Genomic DNA, 17,606 nt, shown 5'->3' with positions numbered 1-17,606 from the left:
CACAGAAAGCATTCTAGTCAGGTTTTGAATGGCTGGCCTTTTGCCAGAAGAGACACGACAGGCGGTCAGGAAAAACCCCCGGTCAGGGGGGCTGGATCAGGGCAGAAGATGCCGCCGTTACAGCGGCGCCCGCGTCAGTTCGGGCGCATGTCCATCAGCATGCGCAGGTAGGAGGTCAGGCGCTTGCCGCCGATCACGCCCTGGTAGCCGTGGCTGTCGTACTGCGCGCTCTTGACCAGGTCGACGCGAAAGCGCGGGGTGCGCTCATAGGTGCGGCCCAGGGTGCTGGTGGACTGGCTGTCGAACAGGTCGACGCTGACCTTGACGAACTCCCGCGGATTGCGCCGGCCGTTGGCGCCGCTGTTGTTCGGGCTGCTGAAGATGTCGCCGCTGGCGGTCATGGCCGAACTGTAGTATTCGCGGCCGCGCAGGCTGGTCTTGCCAGCACCGATGACGAACTGCTGGGTGGCCGGACGGTAGCGGTCGCCGGCGGTCAGGTAGCTGGCCAGCACGTCATACAGGGCATAGCTGCTGCCGCTGCCGCGCTCCTTGTTGCGCAGGTCGAAGACGAACACGCCATTGCTGCCGATCACTTCCATCTCCACCTGGCCCAGGCTGGGGTTGTCCTGCACCAGCAGGGCGGTGTCCTCGTCCACGCCGAAGGCGAACGGCACGTTGCTGTAGTCGGCCAGACGCACGATCCGGCCCTGGCGGCCGCGCTCGCTGAAGTGGGTGTCGAGCAGGCCATGACCGAAGAAACCGAAGCCGCCCTGCATGTCGTAGGACAGGTCATCGCCGCCCGGGCTGGTATAGACGCCATTGCGCAGCGCGTCATAGCTCTCGCCACCGGTGATCATCGGCCCCTGCACCATGATCGCGGTGCCGGCGCTGGTACCGGCCAGCACGGCGCCATTGGCATGCCGGGCACGGATGGCGGCCAGCGCCGGGCTGTCCTGGCGAGTGCTGGTCTGCAGGGTCTGGGTCAGTCGGCCCTGGTCGCCGCCGCCGAAGAAGAAGCCGGTCATGCCGTTGATCTGCTCGAGCACCTGAGGGTTGCTGTTGTTGCCGATGCTGTCCAGGTCGATGGGAATCCACTGGGCATCCTGGGCGCCGTAGGTTTTCAGCAGCGCGGCGTAGAACTCGCCGTTGGCCTGGGAGTTGCGCGCATTGGCGGTGCCGGCATCCGGGTCCTGACTGGGTGGAATGGACGCGGCGGTGATAATGCCGATGCGCGCCTGGCTGCCGCCGGCCAGCTGGATCAGGCGTTGATAGATCGCCGCGTTGTCATCCTTGATGGCGCCACCGATCAACACCAGCGGGCCGCCGGCATGGCCGACCAGGGGCAACAGGGCGAGCAGCAGCAGGGTGCAGCGTAAGACTTTGCCAAGCATCATTGTCGAGTTCTCCGAGACGTGCGCCAGGCGCACTCTTGTTGTGGGTGTTGTGAAACGGGAACTGCCGCAGCGCGGTTTTTTGTCGAGTGGTGACCTCCAGCTCAGTAAACCGAGAAGTGTTTGAAGTAACGCTGTTCGATGCGCTTGTAGACCCCATTGCTGAGGATCACCGCCAGGGCGCGGTCCAGGCGCTCGCGCAGGACCATGTCGCCCTTGCGCACGGCGATACCCTGGCCCTGACCGAAGTGCTTGGGTGACACCACCTGGTTGCCGACCTGTTCGAAACCCTGGCCCTGGGGCGTGTCGAGAAAGCCGAAGAAGCCGGAGACGGCATCGTCGAGCACCAGATCGATCTGGCCGGCGGCCAGGGCCTGGTACATCAGTGCGGCGGAGTCGAAACGCTGCAACTGGACGTGGGCGGCGTACTTGTCGTCCAGCAGGCGCTCGTAGGTGGTGCCCTGCTGCACGCCAACCCGTTTGCCGGCGATGCGCCGCGGGGTGACGATCACCTCATGGATCAGGCCCTTGCGGGCGAAGAAGTAGGCCGGGGTCTGGGCGTACTTGGCGGTGAAGTCGACCCGTTGCTGGCGCGCCTCGGTGATCGACATGGAAGCCAGAATCAGATCGGCGCGCTGCGCCTCCAGCGCCGGGATCAGATCGTCCCAGGCAAAGCGCAGCAGCTGGCACTCCTGCGCCATGGCCTGGCACAGGGCCTGGGCGATATCGACGTTGAAGCCCTTGAGCTGGCCGCTCTCGTCCAGTGTCTCGAAGGGCGGGAACTGGCCTTCCATGGCGATGCGCAAGGGTTGCGCCTGCACACCGAAGGCCAGCCCACAGAACATCAGGAGCAGAACGATACGCATGCTGTAAGTCTCCGCAATGAGCGCTGCACAGGGCCGCTGGAAAAAACGGCACCCGCGGGTGCCGTCAGGTCAAAGGAGCGTGGAGAAGACCTAAAACCTCGGGATTCGCCTGCCCCCGAGATGCAATCGGAGGCGGGCTGCAGCGCCGTTACAGCAGGCTCAGCGGGTACTCGACGATCAGCCGCACTTCGTTGAGGTCGTTGTCGAATGCAGTGGCGCGGTGGGTGGCCTGACGCAGGCGCAGGGACAGGTCCTTGGCGGCACCGGACTGCACCACGTACTTGGCCTCGAGGTCGCGCTCCCAGTGCTTCTCGTCCTTGCCGGCCCAGCCGGCGAAGGCGCCATTGGGGTCGGCCTTGGTGCCGTCGATCTGGTCGCCCTTGATGTAGCGGGCCATGAAACTCAGGCCCGGCACGCCGAAGCTGGCCATGTTGAGGTCGTAGCGCACCTGGAAGGAACGCTCGTTGGGGGCGTTGAAGTCGGAGTACTGCACCGAGTTGGCCAGCCAGATGGAGTCGCCGCCGATGTAGTCGAAGAACTCGTCGCCGTTGACCTTCTGATAGGCCAGGCTGAGCTTGTGCGCGCCGAAGCCGTAGGCGCCCTTGAGCGAGTAGGTCAGGGTGTCCAGCTCGCCGGCCAGGGCCTTGCCCTGGTCATCGGTCTTGTAGGCCACCAGGTCGAAGCTCAGCGACTGCTGGTCGGTCAGGGGAATGTTGTAGTAGAGGTTGCCGAAGTACTGGCGCCAGACGTCCTCGGCTTCGCTGCCATACAACGAGACGCTGAGGTTGTCGTGGAAGTTGTAGGTGCCGCCAACGAAGTCGACGCTGCGCGCCTCCACTTCGGCGTATTCGCTGGTCAGTTCGCCGTCGGAGTTGCTCGAGTTGCGGCGGTTGATGGCGGTGAAGTGCCCGGCTTCGAGAAACAGGTTGTCGATCTCGCTGCTGGACAGCTGGAAACCCGTGGCGGTTTCCGGCAGCAGGCGCGAGTCGCCGGTGGCGAATACCGGGGCGGTGGGACGCTGCTCGCCGAACTTCAATTGGGTGGAGGAAATGCGCGCCTTGACCACGCCGCCGATTTCACCGGTGTTGTCCTCGATGCGGCCATCGCCGTCCACCGGCAGGATGCCGTTGCCCACGCTGCCGCGGCCGCCGTCGAGCTTGATGCCGCCGTAGGCATGGGCATCCACACCCACGCCCAGGGTGCCCTGGGTAAAGCCCGAGGCATAGTTCAGGTGCATGCCATGGGCCCACTCCTCGCGGGTGTTGCGCTGGCTGTTGACGAAGTTGCGCTGCATGTAGAAGTTGCGGTTGAGCAGCTTCAGCGTGCTGTCTTCGATAAAGCCCTTGGCCTGCTGCTGATCCCCGGCCAGGGCGAACGACGAGCCGGCGGCGACCGCCAGGGCGATCAGGCTCAGTTTTACCAGTTTCATCACTTACTCCATTGTTGTTATTGAACAGCTCAGCGTCCGCCGCTAGGCGAACAATTCCGGTGCCAGCTCGGGCGGACACTCGCCCTTGCTGATCACCGCCTCCAGGCACAGGGTCGACGCCGACTCGGCCCAGCAGACGAAATACCCCTTGGCCCGCAGGCGCTTGAGACGAAACGGCCACTCCAGCTCGTTGCCCGGCTGCAGGGCGGCCAGGTGGGCGGGCAGCTGGATGATCGAGTAGAAGCCGGCGCGGGTTTGCACCCGTTCCAGCACCCGCAGATCGGGCTTGCCGGCCAGCAGTCGCTCGCGCTGCGGGGCGTGCCAGAGTTTTTCCAGGGCGAAGGCTTCCAACCTGTTCAGTTGCATACAGGGCTCTCGGGGTATCGGGGGGTGATTCAGGGCGGCGCCAGTCGGGCGCCGCCTGGTGCGCGTTAGCCTTTACTCAGGCCGGCGACCCGGGCCAGGGTCTGCGCCACTTCGCCGCGGCTGACCGGCGCATCGGGCTCGAAGCGCCCCTGCGCGGCCTTGAGCCAGCCCTCGCCCACGGTCAGGCGCGCCGCCTCGGCCAGTTCGGCATCCAGCTCGCCCAGGTCGCTCAACGCGGCGCTCTTTTCCAGACGCGTGTTGTGGAAACGCTCGACCAGCGCCTTGCAGGCCAGGGCCCAGTCCTTGCGGGTGACCGGCTGCTGCCCGGCAAAAGTCTCGCCGGCGCGCATCCAGCCGTTGGACAGCACCACCTGCAGCTGCTCGCGCACCGGGTCGTCGGCGTCGATATCGCCGAGCGTCGGCAGCGCATCCAGCTTGGGCTCGGCGGCCAGGGTCATCTGCAGGGCATTGGCCAGTTCCAGGCGGCTGATGGGCCGCTGCGGCTCGAAGGCGTTCTGCCCGTTGAGGGTCATCAGGCCGCGGAAGCTCACCGCGCGGATGGCATCGCCGAGGGCGCCGTTGCCGGCATCGACCGGCGCACTGGCGGCCGGATCGCCCAGGTTGGCGTTGACCGGACGAATATCCAGGCGCACGCCGCTGACGCTGTAGTTGGTCAGCGAATCGTAGAACTGGCTGTAGGCGCTGAATTCCGGGGTCTTGCTGAACGCGAAGCGGTAACCGTAGTGGTAGCCGTTGAGCGGGTTGTAGCGGGTCATCAGGCCCAGCTGGCGGCTGGCGCTGTTGTCGGCCAGGCCATAGAGCACGGCGCGGCCCATGGCCGAGACGGCGGCCAGGTCGGTGATCAGCTGGTTGCCCAGCAGGTACTGATTGCCGGCCTCGATGGCCGCCTTGCCCGCCGCCGGCTGCAGCGTGCCGCTGCGCAGGTCGTAGCGGTCGCCATGACCGAGCATGGCCAGGCGCACATTGCTCAACCGGGTGCCGTAGAGGCCGAAGCCCTTCTCGGCCTGGCTGGCATCCATCACCGTCAGGTAGCCCTCGCCCAGCACCTCCAGCTGGCCGCCGGGCTTGACCCACATGGCGGTGTTGGTATCCAGGCCGAAGCCCTTGCTGGCCTTGCGCTCGGCCAGGTAGGCGGCCATGCGCGCGGCGCGGCCGGTGCTGGTTTCCTCGATCTGGTCCAGGTGCTGATCGATGATGCCGTTAAACAGCCCCGCCCCCTTGAGGATGGCCGTGCCGCGCTGATCGGTCTTGGCGGCGACGCCGAAATCCAGGGTATCCATGACCACGCCGTAAGCGGTGGGCATCTCGGCGCCGAGAATGCTGGCCCCGGCGCTGGTGCCGGCCACCACGCCACCCCGGTCGAACACCTGGCGCACCCCCTGCATCAGCAGCGAGGGGCTGCCATCGGCATTGAACAGGGCGCGAGCGATGCGCGCCTGGTCGCCACCGACGAACCACACGGCACTGGCGTCAGCCAGGGGCTTGACCACCTCGGCGTCGTTCATGGTCTCCAGGTAGTTGTGACGGTCGATGCCGACGATGCTGATGCGCTCGGCCGGCACCCCCTGGGCGATCAGCTCGGCCATGAAGCGCTTGCTGGAGCCCTGACTGCCGCTGGCAGTGGGCAGAATGACGATGCGCGCGCCTTGCTGGCCGCCGGCCAGTTCGACGAACTTGGCGTAGACCGGGACGTTGCTGGCGCGCAGCATGCCCCCCACGGCTAGCAGGTGGCCTTCGGCCTGCGCCACGGAGCTGGCACAGGAGAGGATCAGGGCGACGAACAGACGGCGAGGCTGGAACGGCTTTTTCATTCTTATTGCTCTTGTTATGAAAATTCTGACGCGGATTGACCTCCCTGTGGCGGCTGCAAGCCGCGCCAGTCCTGGCGCCCAGCATGTGAATAATAATTTTCACAATGCAGCTTTGTGAAATTTTATATACCACAACGACCCCCTGTTCAAGCGCCCGCGGCGACCCTGGGCCTCCTGGTGCGGCCTGAAATAGCTCGCTCGCGGCGCGGCAGACAGCGCGCTAGAGCGGTTGAGGCGAGCGCTCGGTGACACCCACAATGACATAAATATTTCTAAATAGTAGATTTATGAAAATAAACGTGTCATAGATAGTGCCCACAGGACCCGAGCCGGCCCACTTCGCCGACTCTCCGCAACCCGGCCCACCCGCCCCGGTTGCCGGCTGCGCCCAGGCGCTGCCAGTGCACAGCCAGCGCCGCGCCGCCGGCTGTGCAGCGAACCCCAAACCACCCCCCAGGAGTCAATAAGATGAACAAGATCGCACTTCTCGGCGCACTGGCACTGTCCGTCGCCAGCAGCTTCAGCCACGCCAGCCAGGACAGCCTGCGCATCGGCATCGAGGCGGCCTACCCGCCCTTCGCCTTCAAGACCCCGGACGGCGCCATCAGCGGCTTCGACTACGACATCGGCCAGGCCCTGTGCGCCGAGATGAAGGTCAAGTGCCAGTGGGTCGAGCAGGAGTTCGACGGCCTGATCCCCTCGCTGAAGGTGCGCAAGGTCGACGCCGTGCTGTCGTCCATGTCGATCACCGAGGATCGCCTGAAATCGGTGGACTTCAGCAAAAAGTACTACCACACCCCCGGCAAGCTGGCGATGAAGGCCGGCACCCAGATCAACGACCCGCTGGTCGACCTCAAAGGCAAGAAGGTCGGCGTGCAGCGCGCCTCCACCTACGATCGCTACGCCAGCGACAAGTTCGAGAAAGCCGGCATCGAAGTGGTGCGCTATGCCTCGCAGAACGAAGCCTTCCTCGACCTGGCCGCAGGCCGTCTGGACGCCACCCTGGCCGACATCGTCAATATCGACGAGGGCTTTATCAAGACCCCAACCGGCAAGGGTTTCGCCCTGGTCGGCCCGGACTTCAACGACCCGCAGTACTTCGGCCGTGGTGCCGGCATCGCCGTGCGCAAGGGCGATGAGGCCAATGCCGCGCGCATCAGCGCCGCCATCGACGCCATCCGCGCCAACGGCAAGTACCAGGAAGTGCAGGCCAAGTACTTCGATTACGACATCTACGGCCAGTAACCCTGCCCTGTCCGCAGAGGCATCCGCCCACCGGCGCGATGCCTCTTTCTCGTATTCGCGCAGCGCCTGTCGCGGCGCGTGAGGACCCCATCATGCTCCACGGCTACGGCTCGACCATCCTCGATGGCGCCTGGCTCACCCTGAGCCTGGCGCTGACCTCCATGGCCCTGGCCATCAGCCTCGGCCTGCTCGGCGCGGCCTTGCGCCTGTCGCCGATGCGCTGGCTGGCGCTGCTCGGCGAGGGTTATGCCACGCTGATTCGCGGCATTCCCGACCTGGTGCTGATCCTGCTGATCTTCTACGGCGGCCAGGACCTGGTGAACCGTGTCGCGCCGCTGCTCGGCTACGACCACTACATCGACATCAATCCCTTCGTCGCCGGCGTGTTTACCATGGGCTTTATCTTCGGCGCCTACCTGTCGGAGACCTTCCGCGGCGCCTTTATGGCCATCCCCAGGGGTCAGGCGGAAGCCGGCGCGGCCTACGGCATGAGCGGGGTGCAGGTGTTCGTGCGCATCCTGGTGCCGCAGATGATCCGCCTCGCCATTCCCGGCTTCACCAACAACTGGCTGGTGCTGACCAAGGCCACCGCGCTGATCTCGGTGGTCGGCCTGCAGGACATGATGTTCAAGGCCAAGAATGCCGCCGACGCCACCCGCGAACCCTTCACCTTCTTCCTCGCCGTGGCCGCCCTGTATCTGCTGCTGACCAGCGTCTCGCTGCTCGCCCTGCGCCTGCTGGAGCGGCGCTACAGCGTGGGCGCGCGCCTGGCCGACATCTAGAGGACCCGCTCCATGCTCGATTTCCATCTGATCGCCGAGCACCTGCCGCTCTATGGGCGCGGCCTGCTGGTGACCTTCCAGTTGCTGCTGATCGCCCTGGCCCTGGGGCTGGCCTTGGCCATTCCCTTGGGCCTGATGCGGGTATCGCGCTCGCCCTGGCTCAACGCCCCGGCCTGGCTCTACACCTACGTGATCCGCGGCACGCCGATGCTGGTGCAGCTGTTTCTGATCTACTACGGCCTGGCCCAGTTCGCGGCCATCCGTGACAGCTTCCTGTGGCCGTATTTCTCCAGCGCCACCTTCTGCGCCTGCCTGGCCTTCGCCATCAACACCAGCGCCTACTCGGCGGAAATTCTTGCCGGCAGCCTCAAGGCCACGCCGCACGGCGAGATCGAGGCGGCCAAGGCCATGGGCATGTCGCGCGCCAAGCTGTACCGGCGCATCCTGCTGCCCTCGGCCCTGCGCCGCGCGCTGCCGCAGTACGGCAACGAGGTAATCATGATGCTGCACACCACTTCGCTGGCGTCGATCGTCACCCTGATCGACATCACCGGCGCGGCGCGTACACTCAGCTCGCGCTACTACATGCCGTTCGAGGCCTTTATCACCGCCGGGGTCTTCTACCTGGTGCTGACCTTCGCCCTGGTCCAGCTGTTCAAGGGCGCCGAGCGCCGCTGGCTGGCCTACCTGGCCCCGCGCAAGGCCTGAGGAGAAACCATGGAGTCGATTCGTCATTCCCTGCCCTGGAGCCCCAGCGGCAGCGACCATCACCTGACGGTGCTGCGCTTCGGCAGCGGCCCGCGCAAGGCCTATATCCAGGCCAGCCTGCACGCCGACGAACTGCCGGGCATGCGCGTGGCGGTGGAACTCAAACGCCGGCTGGCTGAACTGGAGAAGCAGGGGCGGTTGACCGGCGTGGTGGAGCTGGTGCCGGTGGCCAACCCCATCGGCCTGGGGCAGATGTTCCAGGCCACCCACCAGGGGCGCTTCGACTTCGCCAGCGGGGCGAACTTCAACCGCGATTTCGTCGACCTGGCCGCGCTGCTCGCCCCGCAGCTGGAAGGCCGCCTGGGCCGCGATGGCGAGGCCAATATGCGGCTGATCCGCAGCGCCATGCTGACCGCCCTCGACCAGTTGCCCCCAGCCAAATCGGCCCTTGAGGGGCTGCGCCGCCTGCTGCTGCGCCAGGCCTGCGATGCCGATCTGGTACTCGACCTGCACTGCGACTTCGAGTCGATCCTGCTGCTCTATGCCCAGCCCCAGCACTGGCCGCGCCTGCGGCCGCTGGCCGCGCGCCTGGGCGCCGGCGCCGTGCTGCTGGCCGAGGACAGCGGCGGCCAGTCCTTCGACGAAGCCTGCGCCGGGCCCTGGCTGAAACTCGCCGCGCAGTTCCCCGACGCCGCCATTCCAGCCGCCTGCCTGGCCAGCACCATCGAGCTGCGCGGCATGGCCGATACCGAGGCGCCGCAGGCCCGCGACGATGCCGAGGCCATCCTCGGCTTTCTCGCCGACCAGGGCCTGCTCGCCGGCGACTGGCCGGCGGCGCCCGCGACCTGCTGCGAGGCCACCCCCTTTGCCGGCGCGCAGTACGCCTATGCCCCGCACCCCGGGGTGGTCAGCTATCTGCAACCGCTGGGGGCCTGGGTCGAGCCCGGCGATGCGCTGTTCGAGGTGATCGACCCGCTGAGCGATCGCCATTCCGTGATCCTCGCCGAAACCCGCGGCGTGCTCTACGCCCGCGAACGCCTGCGCTATGCCCAGCCCGGCCTGTGGCTGGCCAAGGTCGCCGGCGCCCAGCCCATCCGCCAGGGCCGCCTGCTGACCGACTAGCAGGCTGTTGAAAACGTAGGCGAGGCAGGTAAGACAAGGCAAAAACGGCCGAAAAAGCGGAGTTTACATGTTGTAAATGAGCATTTTGAGGCCGTTTTTAACGCTGGATTACCAACGCAGGTAGTTTTCAACAGCCTGCTAACAACAAGAGAATCCCATCATGTACACCCTGGAAATCGACAACCTGCACAAACGCTACGGCAACCACGAGGTGCTCAAGGGCGTCTCGCTCAAGGCCAGGGCCGGCGACGTCACCAGCATCATCGGCTCCAGCGGCTCGGGCAAGAGCACCTTCCTGCGCTGCATCAACCTGCTGGAGCGGCCGCACAGCGGGCGCATCCTGCTCAATGACGAAGAACTGCGGCTCAAGCCGCACAAAGTCACCGGCGACCTGCACGCCAGCGATCCCCAGCAGCTGCAACGCATGCGCTCGCGCCTGGCCATGGTCTTTCAGCACTTCAACCTGTGGTCGCACATGAGCGCCCTGGACAACGTCATGGAAGCGCCGGTGCAGGTACAGAGCATCAGCAGGAAGGAGGCGCTGGAGAAAGCCGAGCACTACCTGGCCAAGGTCGGCGTGGCCCATCGCAAGAACGCCTATCCCGCGCACATGAGTGGCGGCGAGCAGCAGCGCGTGGCCATCGCCCGTGCCCTGGCCATGGAGCCGGAGGTGATGCTGTTCGACGAACCCACCTCGGCCCTGGACCCGGAGCTGGTCGGCGAAGTACTCAAGGTGATGCAGGATCTGGCCAGCGAAGGCCGCACCATGCTGGTGGTGACCCACGAGATGGGCTTCGCCCGCGAGGTGTCCAACCAGCTGGTGTTCCTCCATCAGGGCCGGGTGGAGGAAAGCGGCTGCCCGAAAGAGGTGCTGGCCAACCCGCGCTCCGAACGCTTGCAGCAGTTTCTCGCCGGCAGCCTGAAGTAGCCCGGGTGCACCTGGCGCGGCCGGCTGGGATAGACTGCGCTCACGCCGGCCTGCGCCGCCTCTCACTCACCCGTGCCGAATCACCATGCCGACCTCCGCGAAGAACGCCACCGTCTACGCCGCCCCCGTGATGCGCAAGCTGGCCGAGCGCATTCCCACGCTGCAACCCTCGCTGCGCAAGGTGGCCGAATTCATCCTGCGCCACCCGCTCAAGGCCGCGACCCTGAACATCGAGGAGATGGCCGTGGCCACCGCCACCTCGCCGGCGGCGGTCAACCGCCTGGCCAAGGCCCTCGACCTGGGCGGCTATACCGGGCTCAAGGCCGAGCTGGTCAGCACCCTGCAACAGATGGTGTCGCCGGTGGACAAGCTGCGCAGCGAGCTGGAGAGCCGCCCGGACGGCGGCTTCGGCCTGCACGAACAGATCCAGATCGCCAGCAGCAACCTGGCCACCGCCGGGGCCAACAACGTCCCGGCCAGCTTCGACGCCTTTGTCGACGGCCTGATCCAGGCACGCAAGATCTACATCCTCGGCTTCGGCAACAGCGCCTATATGGCCGGCCTGGCCGCCGCCAACCTGGTGCCCTTCTGCGCCGACGCCACGGCCATCAGCATGGAAGGCGGCAACGAGAACGCCGCCTACCGCCTGGCCGCCATCACCGAACAGGACGTGCTGCTGGCCATCGCCATGCCGCGCTACAGCCTGGACACCCTGCAGCTGGCGCGCTTTGCCCGCGAGCGCGGCGCCGGCGTACTGGCCATCACCGATTCGCCGGCATCGCCCCTGGCCGGCATCGCCCGCCACACCCTGTTCGCCCCGGCCGACCACCCGGTGCTGATCAGCTCCAACACCGCCGTGCTGGCCCTGATCGAAGCCCTGGTGGCCGGGGTCATGGCGCGCAACAAGGAGGCTGTGCAGCTGGCCGCCGAGCTGACCGAAAGCGTGATGTCCTACCTGCACGTGCCCAACGGCGAGAAGCCGTCGCGCCGGCCAGGCAAGCTGCGCAGCTGAGCGCTCGCCGGCCTGGCACCAAGCCCGCCAACGACCGGGCAGACACGACGGCCGCGCAGAAAAAAGCCCCCGCAAGCGGGGGCTCTGTCATGCCATGACTGCGGCTCAGAGCGGCCGCAGGTTGATCTCGACGCGGCGGTTCTGCGCCCGCCCGGCTTCGTTGGCGTTGCTGGCGATCGGCTGGCTGGGGCCGGCACCGTAGGAGGAGATGCGCTGGCCCGGCACGCCGTTGGCGCTCAGGTAGTTGGCCATGCTCAGGGCACGGCGGTTGGACAGGTTCTGGTTGAGCTCCAGCGAGCCGGTGCTGTCGGTGTGACCGACGATGTTCACGCCGTTCTTGTCGAACTCCTTGAACACCAGCACCAGGGAATTGAGGGTCGGGTAGAAGCTGCTGGAGATATCCGCCGAGTTGCTGGCGAAGGTGATGTTGCCCGGCATGATCAGCTTGAGATCGTCGCCGTTGCGCTGCACCTGCACGCCGGTGCCCTGCAGGGTCTGGCGCAGCTTGGCTTCCTGGGTGTCGACGTAGTAGCCGTAGCCACCGCCGGCCGCACCGCCCACCGCGGCGCCGATCAGCGCGCCCTTGCCGCGATCCTTCTTGCTCGAGGTGGCGGCACCTATCACCGCCCCGGTGACCGCGCCGATGCCGCCGTAGATGCCGGCCTTGCCGGCCTGCTGCTCGCCGGTGTAGGGGTTGGTGGTACAGCCGGCCAGCAAGGCCATGACCGCGGTGGCCGCGATCAGATTACGCCTGGTCTTCATAGGGACTTCCTTAGGATTGGTTCTGGTGTCGGCAGCATGCCGGAGCCTTCGAGCCGCCACGGCGGGACGAAGTTCCGCGCCAGCTTACCAGCCGCCCGGCGCGCAGGCTGCGACCCAGACCAAATCCGCGGGCGTTACTGCACGCCCGGCAGCGGCCGCAGGGTCACCTCGACGCGACGGTTCTGCGCGCGGCCCTCGGCCGTGGCGTTGCTCGCCACCGGCTGGTCCGGGCCCATGCCGCGGGTGCTGACCCGGCTGCCATCGACGCCCTGGGCCAGCAGGTAGCTGGCCACGCTCTGCGCGCGACGCTGCGACAGGCCCATGTTGTAGCTGTGCGCGCCGGTGCTGTCGGTGTGGCCGACCACTTCGATGCTGTTCTGGTTGTACTGGCGGAAGGAGTTGGCCAGGTTGTTCAGCGGCGCGTAAAAGCTGCTGGCGATCTCCGCCGAATCGGTAGCGAAGGTGATGTTGCCGGGCATGATCAGCTGGATCACGTCGCCCTGACGCTGCACCTCGACGCCGGTGCCCTGCATCTGCTGGCGAAGTTCGGCTTCCTGCTTGTCGGCGTAGTAGCCGTAACCGGCGCCGGCCGCCGCGCCCACCGCGGCGCCGATCAGCGCGCCCTTGCCGCGGTCGTCGTGACCGATCAGGGCACCGGCGGCGGCACCGGCCAGGGCGCCGAGACCGCCATAGGTGGCGGTCTTGTTCGAGCTCGGCGCACTCTGATCGTAGGGGTTTTGCGAGGCACAACCGGCCAGCAGCAGGGCAGCGGAGCAGGCGGCGATCAGGGTCAGGCGGGACATGGCGAACTCTCCTTGGACGACAGCAGAATGCCAGTGTAGACAGCCCGCACAGCGCCGGGTTCAGGCACGGATAAACGGATTCTCGCGCATCTCGTCACCCAGCCGGGTATCCGGGCCGTGGCCGGTGACCACCGTGGCGTCCTCGTCCAGCCGGTACAGGCGCTGCTTGATCGAACGCTCGATGGTGGCGTAGTCGCCGCCCCACAGGTCGGTACGGCCGATGCCGCGACGGAACAGGGTGTCGCCGGCGATCAGCAGCTTGGCATCGGCGAACCAGAAACTCATCGAACCCGGCGTATGCCCCGGCGTGTGCAGCGCCACGCCGCAGCCGCAGGCCAGCGCCTCGTCGTCGGCCAGCCACCGGTCAGGCGCCGGCACCGGGGTGTAGGGCACGCCGAACATGCGGCACTGCATCTCCAGGTTGTCCCAGAGGAACTGATCGTCCTTGTGCAGGTGCAGGGTGGCGCCGGTCTTCTCCTTCATCTGCCCGGAAGCGAGGAAGTGATCGAGATGGGCGTGGGTGTGGATGATGCTCACCACCCTGAGCCCATGGGCCTCGAGCCGCGCCATGATCAGATCGGGATTGCCGCCCGGATCGACCACTATGGCCTTTTTCGTCAGCGGGTCGCCGATGATGGTGCAGTTGCACTGCAAGGGACCGACGGGGAAGGTTTCGCGGATCAGGGCAGTCGTTGCGGCGGTGTTCATCGGGGTGCCTCGTTGCGGTAATCGCCGGGCAGTTTACCCGTCCATTTCCTGAATGCGCGGCGGAAGTTGGAGGGGTCGCTGAAACCCAGCAGCTGGGCGATCTCGTACAGCGGCAGGTGGGTGGTGGCGAGGTATTGCAGGGCCAGGCGCTTGCGCACTTCGTCGAGCACCTGCTGGTAGCTGGTGCCCATCTGCGCCAGGTGCCGGCGCAGGCTGCGGCCGCTGGTATGCAGGGCGCTGGCGGCGCCGTCGAGGTCGGGGAAATCGCCGGGGCGCGCCAGCAGCAGGCGGCGCACACGGGTGAGCAGGCCGTCCTGCACGTCGAGGCTGGCCAGCAGCGCCTCGCACTGCTGCTCGCACATCTGCACCGTGGCCGGGTTGGCCAGGGCCATGGGCCGCTGCAGATAGTGCCGCGGCAGGCGCAACCAGTGCCAGGGCTGCTCGAACTGCGCCGCCACGCCGAAGACCTCGGCGTAGCGTGTGGCGTAGTCCGGCGCGGCATGGGCGAAGCCGACGGCGAGCCCCTGCAATTCCTCGCCGAGCAGGAAGCGGGCGATGGTGTGAATGCTGGTCAACAGGCCTTCGGCGGCAAAGCGCGATTGCGGCCCCATGGGGAAGGACTCGACGGCGCGCAATTCCATGTCCTCGCCCTGCTCCACCAGCTCCAGCTCGAAAGCCAGGCCAAGTACCCGGTAGTACTTCAGAGCGAACTGCAGCGCCTTGCCCAGGTTGGCGCTGGAGAGCACCGCATAACCGAGGATGCCATGGGTGGAGACGTTGAGCCGCTGGCCCAGCACCAGGCCCAGCGCAGGTTCGCCGCAGCGCTCCAGCGCGGCCTGGGTGAGCAGGTGAAAATCCTGGAACGACAGGCGTCCGTTCGGGCTGCCCAGCACTTCGGGGCGCACCCGTGCGGCGGCGAACAGGGCATCGCGCGGCACACCCAGCTCCTCGGCCAGCGCCAGCAAGGCCTCGGCATAGGCTACGGGAACCAGTTCGGCAGTGAAGTTCAGCGCGTTTTTCATCGGGCGTCTTGTCGTGGCGGCTGGCCGTAAATGACCCGTGTTTTGGCTGACCTTAACCTTGCCCGCAGCCACGCCACAAGCCCATAGTTGCACCATGGTCCCGCAACCGGAGGCAACAGGCATGGCCAGTACCACCCCGGAAGGCTTGCAGATCCGCCCGCGCCAGCTCGACTTCGAGCTGCCCGATCCATTGCCGCGACACTGGCACGGCGGCAATGCATTCAAGACCCATCTGTTCAACGCCATGTCGGTGTTGTTCCCCGACGGCGAGCGCTTCTTCATCGATTCGGTGCGGCTGTTTCGCGAGCAGGTCGAAGATCCGCGACTCAAGGAGCAGATACGCGGCTTTATCGGTCAGGAAGGCCATCACAGCCGCGAGCACCTCGAGTACAGCGAGCGCCTGCGCGAGCTGGGCTATGACATCGATTATCTGGAGCGAGGCCTCAAGCGCCGTTTGGCCTTTTTGCAGAAGCACCTGCCGAGCAAGCTGCAACTGGCCGCCACCGCCTCGGTGGAGCACCTGACCGCGATCATGGCCGACGCCCTGCTGAAGGATCCGCTCTGGCTGGAAGGCGCGGACCCGCGCATGGCGCGCCTGTGGCGCTGGCACGCCCTGGAAGAGACCGAGCACAAGGCGGTGGCCTTCGACGTGTTCCAGCTGGTCAGCGGCAACCCCTGGCTGCGCCGCCGCGCCATGCTGCAGAGCACCTTCTTCTTCACGCTCGACACCACCAAGGGCCTGTTGCACATGCTCAAGCGCGACGGCCTGCTGTGGAACTGGAGGGTATGGCGCGACGGCCTGGCCTGGCTATGGGGTTCGCGCGGCATCTATCGGCCGCTGGTGCGGGTCTACCTGGACTTCTACAAGGCCGACTTCCACCCCTGGCAGCACGACAACCTGCACCTGGTGCAGCAGTACCGCGGCGAATTCGATGCACCGGCCGGCTAGAAGCGGTTGCCGCGCGGCCGTGCGCCCGACTGGCGCTGCTCCGTCTTCGCTAGCGAGCGCATCGCCTGGTGCGCATTGCGCCCCTACGGCTGGCCCCAGGGCAGGATCGGAATGGCGGTCACCGCGTTCTGCGGGCTGCCCTCGATCACCCGGTCGCTGTAGACCAGGTACACCAGGGTATTGCGCTTGCTGTCGAAGAAGCGCACCACCTGCATGGTCTTGAACACCAGCGAGGTACGCTCCTTGAACACCTCCTCGCCATCCTTCAGCTCGCCCTGGAAACGAATCGGCCCGACCTGACGACAGGCGATGGAAGCCTCAGCGCGATCCTCGGCCAGGCCCAGGCCGCCCTTGACCCCACCGGTCTTGGCCCGCGACAGGTAGCAGGTCACCCCCGCCACCTTGGGATCGTCGAAGGCCTCGACGACGATCTTGTCGTTCGGCCCCACCCACTTGAACACGGTGGACACCTCGCCGATGGTCTCGGCCAGCGCCAGGCCGGGCAGCACCAGCAGGCCCAGCACCACTCCCTTGAACGGACGCATGCCTTTCTCCTTAGACGAGAATCAGATTGTCGCGATGCACCAACTCCGGCTCATCGACATAGCCCAGCAGCTTCTCGATGGCATCGGACGGCTGGCCGATGATCTTCTGCGCCTCCAGGGCGCTGTAGTTGACCAGGCCGCGGGCGACCTCGCGGCCGTCCGGGGCAACGCAGACCACCATCTCGCCGCGGCGGAAGCTGCCCTGCACCGCCTTGACCCCGACCGGTAGCAGGCTCTTGCGGTCCTGGCTCAGCGCCTTCACCGCGCCGGCATCCAGCACCAGGGTGCCGCGGGTCTGCAGGTGGCCGGCCAGCCACTGCTTGCGCGCCGCCAGCAGGCCACGCTCGGGCGCCAGCAGGGTGCCCAGGCGTTCGCCGGCCTTGAGCCGCGCCAGCACCTGCTCGATGGCACCGCCGACGATGATCGTATGAGCACCGGAACGCGCCGCCAGGCGCGCGGCGCGCAGCTTGGTCTGCATGCCGCCACGGCCCAGCGCGCCGCCGACGCCGCCGGCCACCGCATCCAGCGCCGGGTCGTCGGCACGCGCCTCGTTGATCAGCTTGGCGTCCGGATTGTGCCGCGGGTCGGCGTCGAACATGCCGTCGCGGTCGGTAAGGATCACCAGCAGGTCGGCCTCCACCAGGTTGGCCACCAGCGCGGCCAGGGTGTCGTTGTCGCCGAAGCGGATCTCGTCGGTGACCACGGTGTCGTTCTCGTTGATCACCGGCACCACGTCGAGGTCGACCAGGGTGCGCAGGGTGCTGCGCGCGTTGAGGTAACGCTTGCGGTCGGACAGGTCGTCGTGGGTCAGGAGGATCTGCGCGGTACGCCGGCCGTGTTCGGCGAAGCTCGACTCCCAGGCCTGGATCAGCACCATCTGGCCGATGGCGGCAGCCGCCTGCAGCTCGTGCATGGCGCTCGGTCGACTGCTCCAGCCGAGGCGGCTCATGCCCGCGGCCACCGCGCCGGAGGACACCAGCACCAGCTCCACGCCCTGCTCGCGCAGGGCCACCATCTGCTTGACCCACACCGCCATGGCCGCCCGATCCAGGCCGCGCCCGTCGGCGGTCAGCAGCGCACTGCCGATCTTCACCACCCAGCGCCGCGCGCCGGTCACCTTGTCACGCATGATCTTC

At 66.7% G+C, this 17,606-nt stretch carries 18 protein-coding genes; 7 read left to right on the top strand and 11 right to left on the bottom strand.

Going from position 1 to position 17,606, the window contains the following annotated elements; all coding sequences use genetic code 11:
* Window positions 1-134 precede the first annotated feature (134 nt).
* The 5 genes from EA796_RS14145 to EA796_RS14125 form a co-directional block, all read right to left on the bottom strand.
* Entirely contained in the window at window positions 135-1,394 is a 1,260-nt protein-coding gene (locus tag EA796_RS14145; protein ID WP_021442342.1) for a cyanophycinase, read from the bottom strand.
* 101 nt (window positions 1,395-1,495) lie between these two features.
* On the bottom strand, window positions 1,496-2,257 hold the full coding sequence (locus EA796_RS14140) for a transporter substrate-binding domain-containing protein (RefSeq protein ID WP_122109052.1): 762 nt from the start codon (window positions 2,255-2,257) through the stop codon (window positions 1,496-1,498).
* Between the two features lie 148 nt (window positions 2,258-2,405).
* Window positions 2,406-3,686: an OprD family porin gene (locus tag EA796_RS14135; protein WP_122109051.1), complete on the bottom strand. Its 1,281-nt coding sequence runs from the start codon at window positions 3,684-3,686 to the stop codon at window positions 2,406-2,408.
* A 42-nt stretch (window positions 3,687-3,728) separates the two neighbouring features.
* Window positions 3,729-4,052, bottom strand: coding sequence for a hypothetical protein (locus tag EA796_RS14130; RefSeq protein WP_122109050.1), 324 nt, complete (start codon window positions 4,050-4,052; stop codon window positions 3,729-3,731).
* Between the two features lie 65 nt (window positions 4,053-4,117).
* Complete coding sequence (locus EA796_RS14125; protein WP_122109049.1) at window positions 4,118-5,884, bottom strand: cyanophycinase; 1,767 nt, start codon at window positions 5,882-5,884, stop codon at window positions 4,118-4,120.
* A gap of 468 nt (window positions 5,885-6,352) precedes the next feature.
* Between EA796_RS14125 and EA796_RS14120 the strand changes: the two genes are divergently transcribed.
* The 6 genes from EA796_RS14120 (at window position 6,353) to EA796_RS14095 (ending at window position 11,681) form a co-directional block, all read left to right on the top strand.
* On the top strand, window positions 6,353-7,129 hold the full coding sequence (locus EA796_RS14120) for an ABC transporter substrate-binding protein (RefSeq protein WP_122109048.1): 777 nt from the start codon (window positions 6,353-6,355) through the stop codon (window positions 7,127-7,129).
* Between the two features lie 92 nt (window positions 7,130-7,221).
* The gene (locus EA796_RS14115; protein WP_122109047.1) at window positions 7,222-7,911 is read left to right on the top strand and encodes an ABC transporter permease; all 690 of its coding nucleotides are present in this window, start codon (window positions 7,222-7,224) and stop codon (window positions 7,909-7,911) included.
* Between the two features lie 12 nt (window positions 7,912-7,923).
* Window positions 7,924-8,619: an ABC transporter permease gene (locus EA796_RS14110; RefSeq protein ID WP_122109046.1), complete on the top strand. Its 696-nt coding sequence runs from the start codon at window positions 7,924-7,926 to the stop codon at window positions 8,617-8,619.
* Between the two features lie 9 nt (window positions 8,620-8,628).
* Entirely contained in the window at window positions 8,629-9,741 is a 1,113-nt protein-coding gene (locus tag EA796_RS14105; protein ID WP_122109045.1) for a succinylglutamate desuccinylase/aspartoacylase family protein, read from the top strand.
* Window positions 9,742-9,901: 160 nt separating this feature from the next.
* Window positions 9,902-10,669 (top strand): ABC transporter ATP-binding protein, encoded by a 768-nt coding sequence (locus EA796_RS14100; RefSeq protein WP_122109044.1) that lies wholly within the window; start codon window positions 9,902-9,904, stop codon window positions 10,667-10,669.
* A gap of 85 nt (window positions 10,670-10,754) precedes the next feature.
* The gene (locus EA796_RS14095; protein ID WP_122109043.1) at window positions 10,755-11,681 is read left to right on the top strand and encodes a MurR/RpiR family transcriptional regulator; all 927 of its coding nucleotides are present in this window, start codon (window positions 10,755-10,757) and stop codon (window positions 11,679-11,681) included.
* Between the two features lie 105 nt (window positions 11,682-11,786).
* On the opposite strand, the gene EA796_RS14090 is transcribed toward EA796_RS14095, so the two are convergent.
* The 4 genes from EA796_RS14090 to EA796_RS14075 all read right to left on the bottom strand — a co-directional run bounded on the left by EA796_RS14090 (window position 11,787) and on the right by EA796_RS14075 (window position 14,976).
* Window positions 11,787-12,443 carry an OmpA family protein gene (locus EA796_RS14090; protein ID WP_122109042.1) on the bottom strand — a complete coding sequence of 219 codons (657 nt, stop codon included), beginning with the start codon at window positions 12,441-12,443 and terminating at the stop codon, window positions 11,787-11,789.
* Window positions 12,444-12,577: 134 nt separating this feature from the next.
* Window positions 12,578-13,246, bottom strand: coding sequence for an OmpA family protein (locus tag EA796_RS14085; protein ID WP_122109041.1), 669 nt, complete (start codon window positions 13,244-13,246; stop codon window positions 12,578-12,580).
* A 60-nt stretch (window positions 13,247-13,306) separates the two neighbouring features.
* Window positions 13,307-13,954 (bottom strand): MBL fold metallo-hydrolase, encoded by a 648-nt coding sequence (locus tag EA796_RS14080; RefSeq protein WP_122109040.1) that lies wholly within the window; start codon window positions 13,952-13,954, stop codon window positions 13,307-13,309.
* Window positions 13,951-14,976 carry an AraC family transcriptional regulator gene (locus EA796_RS14075; protein WP_122109039.1) on the bottom strand — a complete coding sequence of 342 codons (1,026 nt, stop codon included), beginning with the start codon at window positions 14,974-14,976 and terminating at the stop codon, window positions 13,951-13,953. Before EA796_RS14075 ends, EA796_RS14080 begins: the two co-directional genes overlap by 4 nt.
* A gap of 121 nt (window positions 14,977-15,097) precedes the next feature.
* On the opposite strand from EA796_RS14075, the gene EA796_RS14070 reads away from it, so the two are divergent.
* Window positions 15,098-15,925 carry a metal-dependent hydrolase gene (locus EA796_RS14070; RefSeq protein WP_122109038.1) on the top strand — a complete coding sequence of 276 codons (828 nt, stop codon included), beginning with the start codon at window positions 15,098-15,100 and terminating at the stop codon, window positions 15,923-15,925.
* Between the two features lie 83 nt (window positions 15,926-16,008).
* Here EA796_RS14070 and EA796_RS14065 read toward each other — a convergent pair whose 3' ends face one another.
* Window positions 16,009-16,470: a CreA family protein gene (locus EA796_RS14065; protein ID WP_122109037.1), complete on the bottom strand. Its 462-nt coding sequence runs from the start codon at window positions 16,468-16,470 to the stop codon at window positions 16,009-16,011.
* Window positions 16,471-16,480: 10 nt separating this feature from the next.
* Complete coding sequence (proB, locus tag EA796_RS14060; RefSeq protein WP_122109036.1) at window positions 16,481-17,599, bottom strand: glutamate 5-kinase; 1,119 nt, start codon at window positions 17,597-17,599, stop codon at window positions 16,481-16,483.
* Window positions 17,600-17,606: the final 7 nt, after the last annotated feature.

Origin of the sequence: Pseudomonas sp. AOB-7 (genome assembly GCF_003696305.1) — a bacterium.
Lineage (GTDB): Bacteria > Pseudomonadota > Gammaproteobacteria > Pseudomonadales > Pseudomonadaceae > Aquipseudomonas.
This window is presented reverse-complemented; position numbering and strand designations above follow the sequence as displayed.

What these genes read in the sequence shown, in the direction of transcription:
- EA796_RS14145 (WP_021442342.1), bottom strand. Translation starts at nt 1,394, where the DNA reads ATGATGCTTGGCAAAGTCTTACGCTGCACCCTGCTGCTGCTCGCCCTG.
- EA796_RS14140 (WP_122109052.1), bottom strand. Translation starts at nt 2,257, where the DNA reads ATGCGTATCGTTCTGCTCCTGATGTTCTGTGGGCTGGCCTTCGGTGTG.
- EA796_RS14135 (WP_122109051.1), bottom strand. Translation starts at nt 3,686, where the DNA reads ATGAAACTGGTAAAACTGAGCCTGATCGCCCTGGCGGTCGCCGCCGGC.
- EA796_RS14130 (WP_122109050.1), bottom strand. Translation starts at nt 4,052, where the DNA reads ATGCAACTGAACAGGTTGGAAGCCTTCGCCCTGGAAAAACTCTGGCAC.
- EA796_RS14125 (WP_122109049.1), bottom strand. Translation starts at nt 5,884, where the DNA reads ATGAAAAAGCCGTTCCAGCCTCGCCGTCTGTTCGTCGCCCTGATCCTC.
- EA796_RS14120 (WP_122109048.1), top strand. Translation starts at nt 6,353, where the DNA reads ATGAACAAGATCGCACTTCTCGGCGCACTGGCACTGTCCGTCGCCAGC.
- EA796_RS14115 (WP_122109047.1), top strand. Translation starts at nt 7,222, where the DNA reads ATGCTCCACGGCTACGGCTCGACCATCCTCGATGGCGCCTGGCTCACC.
- EA796_RS14110 (WP_122109046.1), top strand. Translation starts at nt 7,924, where the DNA reads ATGCTCGATTTCCATCTGATCGCCGAGCACCTGCCGCTCTATGGGCGC.
- EA796_RS14105 (WP_122109045.1), top strand. Translation starts at nt 8,629, where the DNA reads ATGGAGTCGATTCGTCATTCCCTGCCCTGGAGCCCCAGCGGCAGCGAC.
- EA796_RS14100 (WP_122109044.1), top strand. Translation starts at nt 9,902, where the DNA reads ATGTACACCCTGGAAATCGACAACCTGCACAAACGCTACGGCAACCAC.
- EA796_RS14095 (WP_122109043.1), top strand. Translation starts at nt 10,755, where the DNA reads ATGCCGACCTCCGCGAAGAACGCCACCGTCTACGCCGCCCCCGTGATG.
- EA796_RS14090 (WP_122109042.1), bottom strand. Translation starts at nt 12,443, where the DNA reads ATGAAGACCAGGCGTAATCTGATCGCGGCCACCGCGGTCATGGCCTTG.
- EA796_RS14085 (WP_122109041.1), bottom strand. Translation starts at nt 13,246, where the DNA reads ATGTCCCGCCTGACCCTGATCGCCGCCTGCTCCGCTGCCCTGCTGCTG.
- EA796_RS14080 (WP_122109040.1), bottom strand. Translation starts at nt 13,954, where the DNA reads ATGAACACCGCCGCAACGACTGCCCTGATCCGCGAAACCTTCCCCGTC.
- EA796_RS14075 (WP_122109039.1), bottom strand. Translation starts at nt 14,976, where the DNA reads ATGAAAAACGCGCTGAACTTCACTGCCGAACTGGTTCCCGTAGCCTAT.
- EA796_RS14070 (WP_122109038.1), top strand. Translation starts at nt 15,098, where the DNA reads ATGGCCAGTACCACCCCGGAAGGCTTGCAGATCCGCCCGCGCCAGCTC.
- EA796_RS14065 (WP_122109037.1), bottom strand. Translation starts at nt 16,470, where the DNA reads ATGCGTCCGTTCAAGGGAGTGGTGCTGGGCCTGCTGGTGCTGCCCGGC.
- proB (WP_122109036.1), bottom strand. Translation starts at nt 17,599, where the DNA reads ATGCGTGACAAGGTGACCGGCGCGCGGCGCTGGGTGGTGAAGATCGGC.